The 11,197-nt window shown below is 40.4% G+C and carries 23 protein-coding genes and 3 pseudogenes; 7 read left to right on the forward strand and 19 right to left on the reverse strand.

Going from position 1 to position 11,197, the window contains the following annotated elements; translation table 11 throughout:
* Window positions 1-477: 477 nt before the first annotated feature.
* Window positions 478-552 (reverse strand): annotated as a pseudogene (locus H0Z19_RS10215) (antitoxin family protein); the annotation flags it as partial.
* A gap of 145 nt (window positions 553-697) precedes the next feature.
* Here H0Z19_RS10215 and H0Z19_RS10220 point away from each other — a divergent pair.
* The 4 genes from H0Z19_RS10220 (at window position 698) to H0Z19_RS10230 (ending at window position 2,065) form a co-directional block, all read left to right on the forward strand.
* Complete coding sequence (locus H0Z19_RS10220; RefSeq protein WP_290726322.1) at window positions 698-931, forward strand: hypothetical protein; 234 nt, start codon at window positions 698-700, stop codon at window positions 929-931.
* Between the two features lie 129 nt (window positions 932-1,060).
* Entirely contained in the window at window positions 1,061-1,216 is a 156-nt protein-coding gene (locus tag H0Z19_RS12075) for a type II toxin-antitoxin system RelE/ParE family toxin (protein WP_365892710.1), read from the forward strand.
* Window positions 1,217-1,652: 436 nt separating this feature from the next.
* The gene (locus H0Z19_RS10225) at window positions 1,653-1,817 is read left to right on the forward strand and encodes a hypothetical protein (protein ID WP_290726324.1); all 165 of its coding nucleotides are present in this window, start codon (window positions 1,653-1,655) and stop codon (window positions 1,815-1,817) included.
* Window positions 1,814-2,065: a type II toxin-antitoxin system RelE/ParE family toxin gene (locus tag H0Z19_RS10230; RefSeq protein ID WP_290726326.1), complete on the forward strand. Its 252-nt coding sequence runs from the start codon at window positions 1,814-1,816 to the stop codon at window positions 2,063-2,065. The genes H0Z19_RS10225 and H0Z19_RS10230 overlap by 4 nt, the downstream gene beginning before the upstream one ends.
* A gap of 165 nt (window positions 2,066-2,230) precedes the next feature.
* Here the strand turns inward: H0Z19_RS10230 and H0Z19_RS10235 are convergent, their stop codons facing one another.
* Window positions 2,231-2,689 (reverse strand): type II toxin-antitoxin system VapC family toxin, encoded by a 459-nt coding sequence (locus tag H0Z19_RS10235; protein WP_290726327.1) that lies wholly within the window; start codon window positions 2,687-2,689, stop codon window positions 2,231-2,233.
* On the reverse strand, window positions 2,682-2,885 hold the full coding sequence (locus tag H0Z19_RS10240) for an antitoxin family protein (RefSeq protein ID WP_290726329.1): 204 nt from the start codon (window positions 2,883-2,885) through the stop codon (window positions 2,682-2,684). The genes H0Z19_RS10235 and H0Z19_RS10240 overlap by 8 nt, the downstream gene beginning before the upstream one ends.
* 188 nt (window positions 2,886-3,073) lie before the next feature.
* On the opposite strand from H0Z19_RS10240, the gene H0Z19_RS10245 reads away from it, so the two are divergent.
* Window positions 3,074-3,496: a hypothetical protein gene (locus H0Z19_RS10245; protein WP_290726330.1), complete on the forward strand. Its 423-nt coding sequence runs from the start codon at window positions 3,074-3,076 to the stop codon at window positions 3,494-3,496.
* A 319-nt stretch (window positions 3,497-3,815) separates the two neighbouring features.
* Here H0Z19_RS10245 and H0Z19_RS10250 read toward each other — a convergent pair whose 3' ends face one another.
* The 8 genes from H0Z19_RS10250 to H0Z19_RS10285 form a co-directional block, all read right to left on the reverse strand.
* Entirely contained in the window at window positions 3,816-4,067 is a 252-nt protein-coding gene (locus H0Z19_RS10250) for a type II toxin-antitoxin system RelE/ParE family toxin (RefSeq protein WP_290726332.1), read from the reverse strand.
* 349 nt (window positions 4,068-4,416) lie between these two features.
* Window positions 4,417-4,836: a type II toxin-antitoxin system VapC family toxin gene (locus H0Z19_RS10255; protein WP_290726333.1), complete on the reverse strand. Its 420-nt coding sequence runs from the start codon at window positions 4,834-4,836 to the stop codon at window positions 4,417-4,419.
* Window positions 4,820-5,005, reverse strand: a complete 186-nt coding sequence (locus H0Z19_RS10260) for an antitoxin family protein (RefSeq protein ID WP_290726335.1) — start codon at window positions 5,003-5,005, stop codon at window positions 4,820-4,822. The genes H0Z19_RS10255 and H0Z19_RS10260 overlap by 17 nt, the downstream gene beginning before the upstream one ends.
* A 50-nt stretch (window positions 5,006-5,055) precedes the next feature.
* On the reverse strand, window positions 5,056-5,289 hold the full coding sequence (locus tag H0Z19_RS10265) for a type II toxin-antitoxin system HicA family toxin (RefSeq protein WP_290726337.1): 234 nt from the start codon (window positions 5,287-5,289) through the stop codon (window positions 5,056-5,058).
* Window positions 5,282-5,482, reverse strand: a complete 201-nt coding sequence (locus H0Z19_RS10270) for a type II toxin-antitoxin system HicB family antitoxin (protein ID WP_290726339.1) — start codon at window positions 5,480-5,482, stop codon at window positions 5,282-5,284. The genes H0Z19_RS10265 and H0Z19_RS10270 overlap by 8 nt, the downstream gene beginning before the upstream one ends.
* A 106-nt stretch (window positions 5,483-5,588) precedes the next feature.
* A complete protein-coding gene (locus tag H0Z19_RS10275; RefSeq protein WP_290726341.1) occupies window positions 5,589-5,771 on the reverse strand; it encodes a hypothetical protein in 183 nt (60 codons plus the stop codon).
* 276 nt (window positions 5,772-6,047) lie between these two features.
* Window positions 6,048-6,305 carry a type II toxin-antitoxin system RelE/ParE family toxin gene (locus H0Z19_RS10280; RefSeq protein WP_290726343.1) on the reverse strand — a complete coding sequence of 86 codons (258 nt, stop codon included), beginning with the start codon at window positions 6,303-6,305 and terminating at the stop codon, window positions 6,048-6,050.
* Window positions 6,298-6,492, reverse strand: coding sequence for a hypothetical protein (locus H0Z19_RS10285; RefSeq protein ID WP_290726345.1), 195 nt, complete (start codon window positions 6,490-6,492; stop codon window positions 6,298-6,300). Before H0Z19_RS10285 ends, H0Z19_RS10280 begins: the two co-directional genes overlap by 8 nt.
* Before the next feature lie 201 nt (window positions 6,493-6,693).
* Between H0Z19_RS10285 and H0Z19_RS10290 the strand changes: the two genes are divergently transcribed.
* Window positions 6,694-6,822, forward strand: a complete 129-nt coding sequence (locus H0Z19_RS10290) for a hypothetical protein (protein ID WP_290726347.1) — start codon at window positions 6,694-6,696, stop codon at window positions 6,820-6,822.
* 668 nt (window positions 6,823-7,490) lie between these two features.
* On the opposite strand, the gene H0Z19_RS10295 is transcribed toward H0Z19_RS10290, so the two are convergent.
* Together H0Z19_RS10295 and H0Z19_RS10300 are read right to left on the reverse strand one after the other, a co-directional pair.
* Window positions 7,491-7,703, reverse strand: a complete 213-nt coding sequence (locus tag H0Z19_RS10295) for a hypothetical protein (protein WP_290726349.1) — start codon at window positions 7,701-7,703, stop codon at window positions 7,491-7,493.
* A 69-nt stretch (window positions 7,704-7,772) separates the two neighbouring features.
* A pseudogene (locus H0Z19_RS10300) lies at window positions 7,773-7,844 on the reverse strand (antitoxin family protein); the annotation flags it as partial.
* 154 nt (window positions 7,845-7,998) lie between these two features.
* Here H0Z19_RS10300 and H0Z19_RS10305 point away from each other — a divergent pair.
* Entirely contained in the window at window positions 7,999-8,658 is a 660-nt protein-coding gene (locus tag H0Z19_RS10305; RefSeq protein WP_290726351.1) for a hypothetical protein, read from the forward strand.
* 103 nt (window positions 8,659-8,761) lie between these two features.
* Here H0Z19_RS10305 and H0Z19_RS10310 read toward each other — a convergent pair whose 3' ends face one another.
* The 6 genes and pseudogenes from H0Z19_RS10310 to H0Z19_RS10335 form a co-directional block, all read right to left on the reverse strand.
* On the reverse strand, window positions 8,762-9,181 hold the full coding sequence (locus H0Z19_RS10310; RefSeq protein WP_290726353.1) for a type II toxin-antitoxin system VapC family toxin: 420 nt from the start codon (window positions 9,179-9,181) through the stop codon (window positions 8,762-8,764).
* Window positions 9,165-9,350, reverse strand: a complete 186-nt coding sequence (locus H0Z19_RS10315; RefSeq protein ID WP_290726355.1) for an antitoxin family protein — start codon at window positions 9,348-9,350, stop codon at window positions 9,165-9,167. The genes H0Z19_RS10310 and H0Z19_RS10315 overlap by 17 nt, the downstream gene beginning before the upstream one ends.
* A 38-nt stretch (window positions 9,351-9,388) precedes the next feature.
* A complete protein-coding gene (locus H0Z19_RS10320; RefSeq protein WP_290726357.1) occupies window positions 9,389-9,844 on the reverse strand; it encodes a type II toxin-antitoxin system VapC family toxin in 456 nt (151 codons plus the stop codon).
* Complete coding sequence (locus H0Z19_RS10325) at window positions 9,822-10,046, reverse strand: antitoxin family protein (RefSeq protein ID WP_290726359.1); 225 nt, start codon at window positions 10,044-10,046, stop codon at window positions 9,822-9,824. The genes H0Z19_RS10320 and H0Z19_RS10325 overlap by 23 nt, the downstream gene beginning before the upstream one ends.
* Before the next feature lie 91 nt (window positions 10,047-10,137).
* Window positions 10,138-10,209: pseudogene (locus tag H0Z19_RS10330) on the reverse strand (antitoxin family protein); the annotation flags it as partial.
* 605 nt (window positions 10,210-10,814) lie between these two features.
* Window positions 10,815-11,197, reverse strand: a 383-nt coding sequence (locus H0Z19_RS10335) for a type IV pilin N-terminal domain-containing protein (RefSeq protein ID WP_290726361.1), incomplete at its 5' end; no start/stop codon positions are given.

Here is an 11,197-nt window from a genome sequence, read left to right on the forward strand (position 1 = left end):
TTTATGCTGTACTACAACCGATTGAGGTGGTGTTTGTGTTAAGTGGACAGGTCCGAACCAAAATTTAGAAAATAGTAATACTCGTAAATAGAGATAATTTCCACCATTTATTTATTAGGCGTGTTATTGGATAAAGACAGCTTGAATGAAGCGGCAAGAGGGTCGACTTAAATCATCAGAAGTCTTAAAACAAAAAATCTTTAAAGATATGTTTCTCCATATTCGCTCTCTAGCACTCTCTTTTACTATGATGTACGGTACCTCTTCAATTACGTTTGTGGATGTTACAAGTCTGCAGTTTCCGAGATTTTTGAATACATCAATTCCATTTACGAAAAAGCTATGAATACCGAGCTACCGAGAAAAATGGTTTCTTCTGTCATGAATCTCGTTGAGTTTTATCACATCGATTTTTCTTCTTCCGTATTTTCCCCTTAGATCGTTACATTCTCCCTAAAGTACGAGCCTGAATTTCTATCCCTCCTTCAGATCAACCTTTTCGAGAGGTTTGAACACGCCACTCTCGTAGATGGCTTCGATTATCTTTGGCATGTTGTAAATTAGGTGCAAGCAAAGAAAAGTGTTTCGTTGAGCTGGTTGGGTGTTTTATTAAAGTGAATGAAGCCATTGTAAAGATCTCGAACAGTAAGCATTTCTGGGGGGCAAAGTTATTAAGTAGCAAGTACAATTTTTAACGGTGGCAGAGATGATTGAAATTGTGAGGACAAGAGAAGTTGGTGGAAAAATAATTATGGAAAAGGAGGATTTTGAAAAATTGCTGTTTGAAATAGAAGCACTCATAGAGACTCTGGAAATACTCTCAGATAAGGAACTCATGAGGCAAATTGAGGATAGCGTAACTGACATCAATGAAGGAAGAGTTGAAGAAACAAGTTCAATCGAAGAACTTAGGAGGAAATTATTTGAGTAATATACAAAATAAAATTTACAAGTACTTTTCAAAAAAATATTAAAAAATATAAAAAAGATGAAAAACTTGTTAAGGAGGTATTAAAGAAGATTGAGAAGATAATCGAAAATCCTGTAGTAGGAAAAACCATTGAGGCACCCCTTATCTGGCTATAGATCAGTGAGAGTAGCAGGAAGATATAGACTGGTTTACAAAGTAAGTGATTCTGAAAGAGAAGTGATCTTAGTTGCATTTGGCCATAGAAAAAGGGTTTACGATCTCCTAACCACAATAGAGGGAAAGTAATAAAAGCTAATCTTTTTGGATACATGATGAAGAGAGACAATCTAATCCCCCTTTAACCAAAAACTCGATAAGCCGATCCAGCAATGGCAGGGAGAAGTGGATGTCGTAGGGGCTGAAGTAGCCGAAGGTTCTGCCGGAGGTTAAAAGGATGATGGACAGGATTGAGAGAGAACGCTTGCTTTTGTGTTTTCATTCAGTCGGTCTAATATCCGTAATTTTATGCCTCGGAGAACTTCAAATACACTTCCTGCTACCGATTATTGAATCTGAACAGCACTAGAGTGACAACAACACCTGTCCTCTCTCTCTGAAATCTGTACCTGTTATCCATACACTTCAAATTCTTAGTATTTCCCCCTACTCGACTATTTCTGGGAACAGTTTCAAGTTATGATGGCAAGAGATTTATTAATGATAAAGTAGTAGAGGTTTCAATATGAACGAGACCGAACTTTTGAAAAGAATTGAGAGGATAGAATCGAAACTCGACAGAATACTTGAACTGCTTGAAGAAGAACTTAAACCAGAAGAAATAGATGAACTTGATAGGGTCAGCAGAAGAATGAGGAATGACAGAGTTCCTCTCGAAGACTTGCTATGAAAGTTTTTCTTGACAGAGATGTTGCCAAATACATACAAAGACTTCAAAAAGAAGAGAAAGAAAGGTTATTGATAAGACTGAGGAGCCTCGAAATAGACCCATATCTTGGAAAGAAAATTAAGGGTCGAAAGAACACGTACTCCATAAGGGTCGGTGATTTCAGAATAATCTATGAGATACACACAGGTTTACAAGAGGTATGGGTTTTGAAGGTTGATAAAAGAGGAAGGGTTTACAAGAGGCTCTAATTCGAATCCTGGCAGATTTTCCAAGTTGCGTTAGTGGAAAACAGTTTTGAGATAAAAGCTTAAAATTGCAAAGATTTCAGCCACACGAGAAGCTCGATGAGCTGGTTGAGAAGGGGCAGGGAGAAGTGGATGTCGTAGCCGAGGGTTCTGTCGGAGGTTGGAAGTCTAAACCCCAATCACCTCGAGAAAGTCAACCCTCGTGAAGTCATCATCGAAAGTAGCTATCTTTTTGATGCCATAATGTTTGCATGTTGCTGCTATTAAGGCATCGTTTGGGAGGAGACCGTACTTCCACGAAATCTCAATCGAGGCGTTAATTATATCGTAAGTAACTGGAAGAACCTTCAAAACACCTCTCTCAACCAGCTCTCCAATGAAATGGTAGTAGTACCTAAAAATTACCTCGTAAGATTTTCGATGCTTCAGATATTTGTCTTTCAGGGTATATTTGTTGGCTTTACCGAATACCGCCTCAGTTCTCAGGAACAGCGATTTGTAAAATGATTCTTCGATCACATTTGGAGAGGTCGTAAGTGTGTGTTTTTCAATAAGTTTAACAAGTGTGTAATCACCAGCCATGCAATGAGTTACGAATGTACTGCTATCAACGAAAACATCATCCAAAAATATCCACCTCGACTCCGTAGAGCTTTTCTTGGGATAGTCTGCCCTTATATCCACCTACACCGGCATAACTTTTTGCTAATTCGACAACATCCTCCTCGATTCTGATCCTAACCTTCTCCCCCTCCTTCAGATTAACCTTCTCAAGGGGTTTGAACACTCCGTTCTCATACACGGCTTCGATTATCTTTGGCATGTTTTAAGTTCTCTCGTAAATAGAAATAGGTTTCGCTGGTTTTGGGTTTGGGAGATGCTTAGACGATGTGGCTTTAACACCAAGATGTCTTAATACAAACTTCATACACCTTTCAGCCAGAAGAGAGTATCTGGTTGGATAGTCTCATTCAACGAAAACGATAAATAAAATCCCTGAAAATTAGATTTATGGATGCACAGCAGATAGCAGAGAAGGTCAGAGACCTGATAATGGGTGCGATGAGGGAGGAGTTCAGGGAGTTCAAGGCAGAAGTTAGGGGACAGCTGGAGGGTTTCAGGCTCGCTATTGAAACGATGAACAAGAGAATGGACGCCATAGAGAGGAGAATGGATTCTCTGGAGAGAAGAATAGATGAGACCAATAAAAAGATAGATTATGTGAGAGATGAACTAACAGCGAGAATAGATGAGACCAACAAGAGGATCGACGAAACTAACAAGAGAATAGACATCCTCTCCACAAGACTCGAAGAGAACACAAGAGGGCTTGGAGAACTGAAGGCAGAGATTGCAGCACTGAGATCGAGGCAGGAGATTATAGAGGATCTCGTGAGGAGAGTCAGGAAGCTTGAGGATAAGGTTTTTGCTTGAGTTTTTCAGGTCTTTAGCGAGGGTTGTCTGAATAAGCATGTAACCATATAAATAAAAGGCCTTAACAGCTAATCCTTTCCTTAAAGTATTGGGATTAGGTTCTGCAGGATGTTATTAGGACAGGTTGTTTAGCGATATCAGAAGCTCGATGAGCCGGTTGGGCAGGGGCAGGGATAAGTGGATGTCGTAGCCGAGGATTCTGTCGGAAATCAGATAATGATTGGCAGGACTAAGAGGGAGAGAATGTCTGCCTTTGCATTGCTCAACCACAAAGAACGTTTGGTTTGATTTTTAAAATTGCAGATTTCAATCAGGAGGTCTATTTGTAGGCTCTTCCTCTGAACTCGGCAAATTTAACGTAAACTTTGTCGGTTTCGCTATCAAAATCGAAGATAATCCTTATTTCACCTTTTCTAAGTCTGAAGGTTTTTGGACCGATTTTCTTGACGTCAAACCTTACCATTGGAAATTTTTGCAGTAACCTTATAGCGTCCAAAACTTTGGATTTCCTATCTTCGTTCAGAGTGTTGAGGAACTTGACAACTCTTTTGTGGAGGAGGGCTTCATTCATATTTCCTCAAGCCTTACGTAATCTTTTTCGTTAATTTTCTCATCTACAAAAGGCCTCTCATCCTCTTCTGGCTCATCAAATGGTATTGTGTCCAGCATAACCTCTTTTAAAATTACTGGGCAACTCTTCCCTAAGAACTTCGCGAACGGCTTGTTTTATTGTCTGTATGTCCATATTCAAAATTATTTGGCAAGTATTTAAAATGTTCCCTCTTTGATTATGCTCGTGTTTCAATTGAGGTAATCTCATTATTAACTCTTCAACCAGACAGAAGCTCGATGAGCCGGTTGAGGAGGGGAAGAGAGAAGTGTTACGAGAGCCGAGTTATTCAGAGATTAACAAATAGGCATCAAATTCCAACCACTTCTAGAAAGTCCACTCGCTTGAAGTCATCATCGAAAGTAGCTATCTTTTTAATGCCGTAATGCTTGCATGTTGCTGCTATTAAGGCATCGTTCGGTAGAAGTCGATACTTTTTGATCACCTCTACAACTCCAGAACCAACGTTGCATGGAAGAAGATTGAATATATCAAGAAGTTCCTTTACCAGCGAGAGATCGAAATCCACCTTTAAGATTTCTTTCCTGAGCTTGTAAGGTTTCAATTCTGTGGTAGCTCGGAGATATCCATAAATAACCTCAGAAATTACTACATCGTTAATGTACCCGACAATCTCACCCGATTCAACTCTTTCAAGAAGCTCTGTTGCGTTTTGGCCTGTGCCGGCAAGGTGGTGAAGAAAGACGTTTGAGTCAAAGAACACCTTCATTCTCTATCTCCTCAATTATCTCTTCTATTTTATAACTCGGAATGATCCCCTTGGTTTTTTTCACGATACCACTTATTTTTATTCTGACTTTCTCCCCCTCCTTCAGATCGACCTTCTGGAGGGGCTTGAACACTCCGTTCTCGTAAACAGCTTCGATTATCCTTGGCATATGGTATATTGGGTGTAAGCAAAGAAAAGTGTTTCGTTGTGGCTGTGATTTTACGAAATGGCGTTCAAAAATTCGTCCCGACTTATTTCTGCAAGTTTTAGAATGCCTAAGACTGTTCCTGGTTTAAGTTCTTTATGTAACGGCACTACAGTCACAATTTTCCTACCAGATTCGTACTTCACCAGCGTTACATGGCTTCCTCTCTGCCTGCTTACTTCAAAGCCAAATTTTTTAACCAGAATTTTAACCATCTCTTCCCCGGATATCTTTGGAAGCTTAGACATTCATTACCCCGATTATCTCCTTTTCCGTTAACTCGCTTTTTAATTCCGGTAACTCCTCAAGATATAGCTCAACCGCTTCTTTTATGTTTCTCAATGCTTCTTCTATCGTCTCACCTTGCGTAGTGACTCCTGTAAACACCTCTCTGACCACGAATACGTCTTCTTCTTTCCACACCACAACGCTGAGTTTCATTGTATTCTGATAATTTCAAAATTTTAAAAACGTTTACTCAAGTTTGAAAGTTTGTCCAATTAATGATTTTTCGTATGTCCATCTTGCCAGCAGTCAGTACACCTCTTCAACCCCACGAGAAACTCGATGAGCCGGTTGAGGGGAGAGAAGCGGTTATCGTATGGAGAGAATAGCCGAGGGTTCTGTCGGAGGTTAAAAGGATGATGGGCAGGATTGAGAGGGAGAGAACATCTGTCTTTGCATTGTTGCTCAACCTGTCAAAGAACGTTGGGAGGAGGTAGTAGGGCAAGTGGAGAGTGCAGATGGGTTTATGTAAAGTACGGAAAGTTATAAATTGCAGTCGTGAGGGGAGAGGGTAGAATGAAACAAGACTTTGCCAGAACCTCTTGTTAATGATTTCAGCAATTTTTCGGAGTGGAGAATCTTAGTTTAATCTCTTCTCTTTAGACCACATCTTCTAGGTTTTGAATGCACAATTCTCATACTGACCTCCGATTACCTTTGGCACATCTTTTGGGTTGAATCAAAAAAGATTTCGTCAAATTTGATGATTTCTCCACAACTGTTATAGGCGGTCGTAAACCCTTTCTCTTTTATCCACAAGATGGACTGAGACGATTTTGTTCTCTTTATCCACACGATAGATGATTCGGTAATCTCCAACACGAATTTTATAGAGATCTTTCCTTCCCTTAACTTTCTCGTATGGCTGGGAAAACGGATCTTCAAGCTTTTCAATAGCTAAGAAAATTCTTTTTCTATCGGTCTCGTTTAATTTCTGCAGAAACTTGATGACCCTTCTGTGTAGCTTAACTTTAAACATTCAGAATCCTCTTTACATCTTCAAGGTCTATCAGCTCAAGCTCTCCCTTCTCGTAGGCCTCGATATCCTTATCTATCAGCTCAAGCTCTTCCTCACCCAGCTCGCAGAACCCCATGAAGTTCTCTATCTTTTCGTCAATCTCCTCAAGCTTCCTCTCAATTCTGCGGAGGATTTCAATAACTTCCATATTTTCAAATTCTCTGCAATAGGATAAAAATGTTGCTGCAGGAATTTAACGTAGGTATTCATCCTAAAATACTCATTCTTTAGATTAACTTCTGAAGGCGGGCTGAACAGTTCGTTCTAATAGATTAATAGATTATCATTGGCATTGGTTTAAGTTCTGCTTGTAAATAGAAATAGGTTTCGTTGGTTGTGGGTTTGGGAGATGTTTAGACGAGGTGACTTTAACCCCAAGAAGGCCTTAATGCAAAAATCACACACCTTTCAGCCAGACGAGAAGCTCGATGATTGGTTGAGGGGCAGGGAAAAGTGGATGTCGTATGGTGAGAAGTAGCCGATGGTTCTGTCGGAGATTAAAAGAATTATGGGTAGAAATGAGAGTGAAAGAACGTCTGCTTTAGTGTTCTCGCTTAACCGGTCAAAGAATATGAGAGGAAGCAATATGGCTGCAGAAAGAGACATGTAAGCGTATGTTAAGTATGCGTGACAGTCCACAAAAAGGGATACCAAGGTTGCGGTTGTTGCGACGTAGAGCGGTAGAACGAGAGCAACGTTTTGCCAGAACCTCTTGCGGTTGATTTTGGCAATTTTTCGGGAGAGGAAGATCTTAGTCTAATCCTCTTCCCCCTTCAGACCACCTTTTCCAGGAGTTTTGAACGCACTATTCTCATATGTGGCTTCGATTATCTTCGACATATCTTTCGGATTGAATCAGAGGAAAAGATTTCGTCAAATTCGAGAATCTCTCAGCTTTTTATAAGCGGTCGTAAACTCTTTCTCTTTTGTCGATTCTGGTAACAAATACGATCTTCCTATCAAAGTAAATTTTGAAAACGATCCTGAAATTTCCGATCCTAACAGCATACGTGTTTTCAATGCCCGTGAGTTTTCAAATGTCAAGAGAACGGATCTTCTAACTTTTTGAGAGCTTTAAAAATTCTGATCCTGTCGGACTTGCTGAGCTTTTTCAGATCCTTGGTAACGCTCTTTTTCAAGACGACTTCAAACTTCATCCTCGATTCCAAGCTCCTTCTTCAGCTCCTCCAAAGATATCGTTTCGAGCTCCCCTCTCTCGTAAGCTTCGATATCCCTTTTAATTTCTTCAAGTTCTTTCTCGCTCAACCCATCGAAAAGCTCTTCCTCCATCCTTCTCAGCCTCTTATCGATTTCCTCAAGCCTCTCCTTAATCTCTTTCAGGATTTCAATAACCTCCATACCTCCAAATTCGCAAAGCTGGATAAAAATGTTGCTGCAGATTTCAGTCTTCTTCCTGACGTTCTCTTAATCTTTCAAATCAACCTTCTGGAGGGGTTTGAACACACCGTTCTCATAGACGGCTTCGATTATTTTTGGCATATGGTTAATTATGTGCAAGCAAAGAAAAGGGTTTCGTTGGTAGGCTGTGGATCTTACAAAACGATGCAAAACCCTTCAGCTTATAAGGATAGTACTAACAACTGAAAGTCAATACACCCGAAACCAATAAATAGAATCCTTGGGAATTAGAGTTATGGATGCACAGCAAATAGCAGAGAAGGTCAGGGATCTGGTGGTTGGTTCAATGAGAGATGAGTTCAGAGAGTTCAAGGCGGAGGTCAGGGGGCAGTTGGAAGGATTCAAAATTGCTATTGATACAATGAATAAAAGGCTGGATGGTCTGGAGAGGAGGATGGATTCCTTAGAGAGGAGGATGGACAGCTTAGATGAAAGAATCAGTGAAACCAATAAGAGGATTGATGCCGTAAGAGAAGAGTTAACTGCAAGGATTGATGAGACAAACAAGAGGATTGATGACGTGAGAGAGGAGTTGACGGCAAGAGTGGATGAGACAAACAAGAGAATAGACAGCGTGAGAGAAGAGTTGAGTACAAAGATTGATGAGACGAATAAGAGAATTGACACAATAACTCATGAACTAAGTGAGAGGATAGATGAAACTAACAAAAGGATAGATTCTGTAAGAGAAGAACTAACAGCGAGAATAGATGATGTGAATAATAGAATAGACGAAACAAACAAAAGAATAGACATCCTATCCACAAGGCTGGAGGAGAACACGAGAGAACTGGGGGAGCTTAAGGCGGAGATTGTGGCGTTGAGATCAAGGCAGGAGATTATAGAAGATTTGGTGAGAAGGGTCAGGAAGCTTGAGGAGAGGGTTTTTGCTTGAGTTTTGTTCAGGTCTTCAGCCAGATCAGGAGTTCAACAAACCTGTCCAATACTTTTAACAGATTGAAGCATTTTGTAGGAGCTTGAATTAACAGCAGGAAAATCTAAACCTCAACCACTTCAAGAAAATCCACACGCTTAAAGTCATCATCGAATGTGGCAATCTTTTTTATGCCGGATTGTTTGCATGTTGCAGCTATCAGGGCATCGTTTGGGAGAAGTCGATATTTCTCAATTATTTCAACAACTCCAGAACCAACGTTGCATGGAAGAAGATTGAATATATCAAGAAGTTCCTTTACCAGCGAGAGATCGAAATCCACCTTTAAGATTTCTTTCCTGAGCTTGTAAGGTTTCAATTCTGTGGTAGCTCGGAGATATCCATAAATAACTTCAGAAACAACTACATCATTAATATAACCAACTATTTCACCAGATTCAACCCGTTCAAGAAGCCCTGTTGCTTTTTGACTTGTGTCGGCAAGATGATGAAGAAAGATGTTTGAGTCAAAGAACACCTTCATTCTCTATCTCCTCAATTATCTCATCCATTTTGTAACCTGGAACAATTCCTTTAGTTTTTCTCACAATACCGCTTATTCTGATCCTGACCTTCTCCCCTTCCTTCAACTCCACTTTCTGGAGAGGTTTGAACACTCCGTTCTCGTATATGGCCTCGATTATCTTTGGCATATACATAGTTTGATGTAGACACAGAAAAGGGTTTCGCCTCAGATTTTAACTACTTCAAGGAAGTCAACTCTCTTAAAATCCTCGTCAAAAGTAGCGATCTTTCTGATGCCGTAGTGTTTGCAGGTTGCTGCTATTAAGGCGTCATTGGACAGGAGTCTGTACTTCTTCATGATCTCCTTTGAAATATCGAAAATAGCATCACCCACCGGTAGAACAATAAATCTGCTTTTTAAGAAGTTCAGGATGTGCAACCTTCCGATTATAACTTTCCCACCAACACCTTCTTCAAATTTCTCTTTAACTTTGAAGAAGTTGGCCCTCTCGACGTTCATCTCTTCTAAAACGCTTGTGATGATAATCTTGAAACTCGTTTCCTCCAAGACGTTAGTTGACGTGTGTAAGGTGTATTTGCTCAATCCCTCCAGCAGCTCCACTTTATTCTCGATTATGATTTTAAGGATGACTGATGTATCAATGAAGCAGTTTTCCCTCATAGTAAATCTCATCAAGTTTTTCCAAATCTAGTTCTGATTTTGGCAGCTCCTCAAGTTTTCTTCTTAGCTCATGGAGGAATTCCTTGGTAATAACTCCGCTTTCCTCGATTTTGATCTTCAACTTCACATTCTCCGGTAAATCCACCTTTCCGAGGGGTTTAAACACCCCATTTTCGTAGATAACCTCAATAATTTTCGACATACAAGTTGTTACGCGCGGGATTAAAAATAGATTTCGTCTGCATCGTGCCTACAAACCTAAATTTCCAAGTTAATATATATCACTCCTTCTCTTCCTTCAGATCAACCTTCTGGAGGGGTTTGAACACTCCGTTCTCATACACGGCCTCGATGATTTTTGGCATGTGGTTAATTATGCTCAGGCAGAGAAAAGGGTTTCGCTGGTTGATCTGGTTTGAGAGGTTTTGATTTAAAGCAGTTGCTTTAAATTTGCAGACCCTTTAGCCAGATCAAAAGCTCGATAAGCCGGTTGAGCAGAGGCAGGCAGAAGTGGATGTCATAGAGACTGAAGTAGCCGAGGGTTCTGTAGAGGGATTAGGAGTATGATCGGCAGTAGAGTAAGAGAGATAAGGTCTGCCTTTGCATTGTTGCTCAACCTGTCAAAGAATGTGAGAGGGAGCAGTGAGGCTGCAGAGAGAGACATGTAAGCGTATGTTAAGTATGCGTGACAGTCCACAAAAAGGGATACCAAGGTTGCGGTTGTTGCGACGTAGAGCGGTAGAACGAGAGCAATGTTTTGCCAGAATCTTGTGGTCGATTTTGGCAATTCCGGAAAGGAAGTAGATGAAAGGGATAAAAGGGGAAGATAGAAGCGACAGTCCCTAACTCCCGCCTTTGCAACACATGGACTTATGGATGAGAGATATATTGAGCATAAACGAGTGAAAAATTCTAAATTTATTTATAAACTTTAAAATGAAAAATGGAATAATAAAATTAAACAGCAAATTTATACTGTAGTATCAAGCAATACTTGTTCTGTTCCGTCTTTAAATTTACCAACAACTAAAACTCTGTCTGCACCACCTGTACCACAATTTAATGTTATGGTTGAACCTACAGTTGTGTCTAATGTACCACTGTCAGTTGTTCCGTCAGAAGCCGTACAGTTAACACTTATAGATTGCAGTGATTGTACATCAGGCCCGCCAACCAATGTAACTGTAACATTATCGCCTAATTGCTGCGCCGTGACAGCCACATTGTACGTCTTCTTAACACTGCTCCCCATACCGAACACAAAGCTCGCAATCACTGCCGCCAGTATAACGGTTATTGCCACCATCAGTATCACGCCGATCACTGGCGACACACCCTTCTCATCCATTCTCC

It is taken from the genome of Archaeoglobus sp. (assembly GCF_017656475.1).
Lineage (GTDB): Archaea > Halobacteriota > Archaeoglobi > Archaeoglobales > Archaeoglobaceae > Archaeoglobus.

Bases quoted from the DNA above. Each gene is read 5' to 3' on its own strand.
- H0Z19_RS10225 (WP_290726324.1), top strand. From the start codon at position 1,653: ATGAACGAGACCGAACTTTTGAAAAGAATTGAGAGGATAGAATCGAAA.
- H0Z19_RS10230 (WP_290726326.1), top strand. From the start codon at position 1,814: ATGAAAGTTTTTCTTGACAGAGATGTTGCCAAATACATACAAAGACTT.
- H0Z19_RS10240 (WP_290726329.1), bottom strand. From the start codon at position 2,885: ATGCCAAAGATAATCGAAGCCGTGTATGAGAACGGAGTGTTCAAACCC.
- H0Z19_RS10245 (WP_290726330.1), top strand. From the start codon at position 3,074: ATGGATGCACAGCAGATAGCAGAGAAGGTCAGAGACCTGATAATGGGT.
- H0Z19_RS10250 (WP_290726332.1), bottom strand. From the start codon at position 4,067: ATGAATGAAGCCCTCCTCCACAAAAGAGTTGTCAAGTTCCTCAACACT.
- H0Z19_RS10255 (WP_290726333.1), bottom strand. From the start codon at position 4,836: ATGAAGGTGTTCTTTGACTCAAACGTCTTTCTTCACCACCTTGCCGGC.
- H0Z19_RS10260 (WP_290726335.1), bottom strand. From the start codon at position 5,005: ATGCCAAGGATAATCGAAGCTGTTTACGAGAACGGAGTGTTCAAGCCC.
- H0Z19_RS10265 (WP_290726337.1), bottom strand. From the start codon at position 5,289: ATGTCTAAGCTTCCAAAGATATCCGGGGAAGAGATGGTTAAAATTCTG.
- H0Z19_RS10270 (WP_290726339.1), bottom strand. From the start codon at position 5,482: ATGAAACTCAGCGTTGTGGTGTGGAAAGAAGAAGACGTATTCGTGGTC.
- H0Z19_RS10280 (WP_290726343.1), bottom strand. From the start codon at position 6,305: ATGTTTAAAGTTAAGCTACACAGAAGGGTCATCAAGTTTCTGCAGAAA.
- H0Z19_RS10285 (WP_290726345.1), bottom strand. From the start codon at position 6,492: ATGGAAGTTATTGAAATCCTCCGCAGAATTGAGAGGAAGCTTGAGGAG.
- H0Z19_RS10290 (WP_290726347.1), top strand. From the start codon at position 6,694: ATGTTTAGACGAGGTGACTTTAACCCCAAGAAGGCCTTAATGCAAAAA.
- H0Z19_RS10295 (WP_290726349.1), bottom strand. From the start codon at position 7,703: ATGGAGGTTATTGAAATCCTGAAAGAGATTAAGGAGAGGCTTGAGGAA.
- H0Z19_RS10305 (WP_290726351.1), top strand. From the start codon at position 7,999: ATGGATGCACAGCAAATAGCAGAGAAGGTCAGGGATCTGGTGGTTGGT.
- H0Z19_RS10310 (WP_290726353.1), bottom strand. From the start codon at position 9,181: ATGAAGGTGTTCTTTGACTCAAACATCTTTCTTCATCATCTTGCCGAC.
- H0Z19_RS10315 (WP_290726355.1), bottom strand. From the start codon at position 9,350: ATGCCAAAGATAATCGAGGCCATATACGAGAACGGAGTGTTCAAACCT.
- H0Z19_RS10320 (WP_290726357.1), bottom strand. From the start codon at position 9,844: ATGAGGGAAAACTGCTTCATTGATACATCAGTCATCCTTAAAATCATA.
- H0Z19_RS10325 (WP_290726359.1), bottom strand. From the start codon at position 10,046: ATGTCGAAAATTATTGAGGTTATCTACGAAAATGGGGTGTTTAAACCC.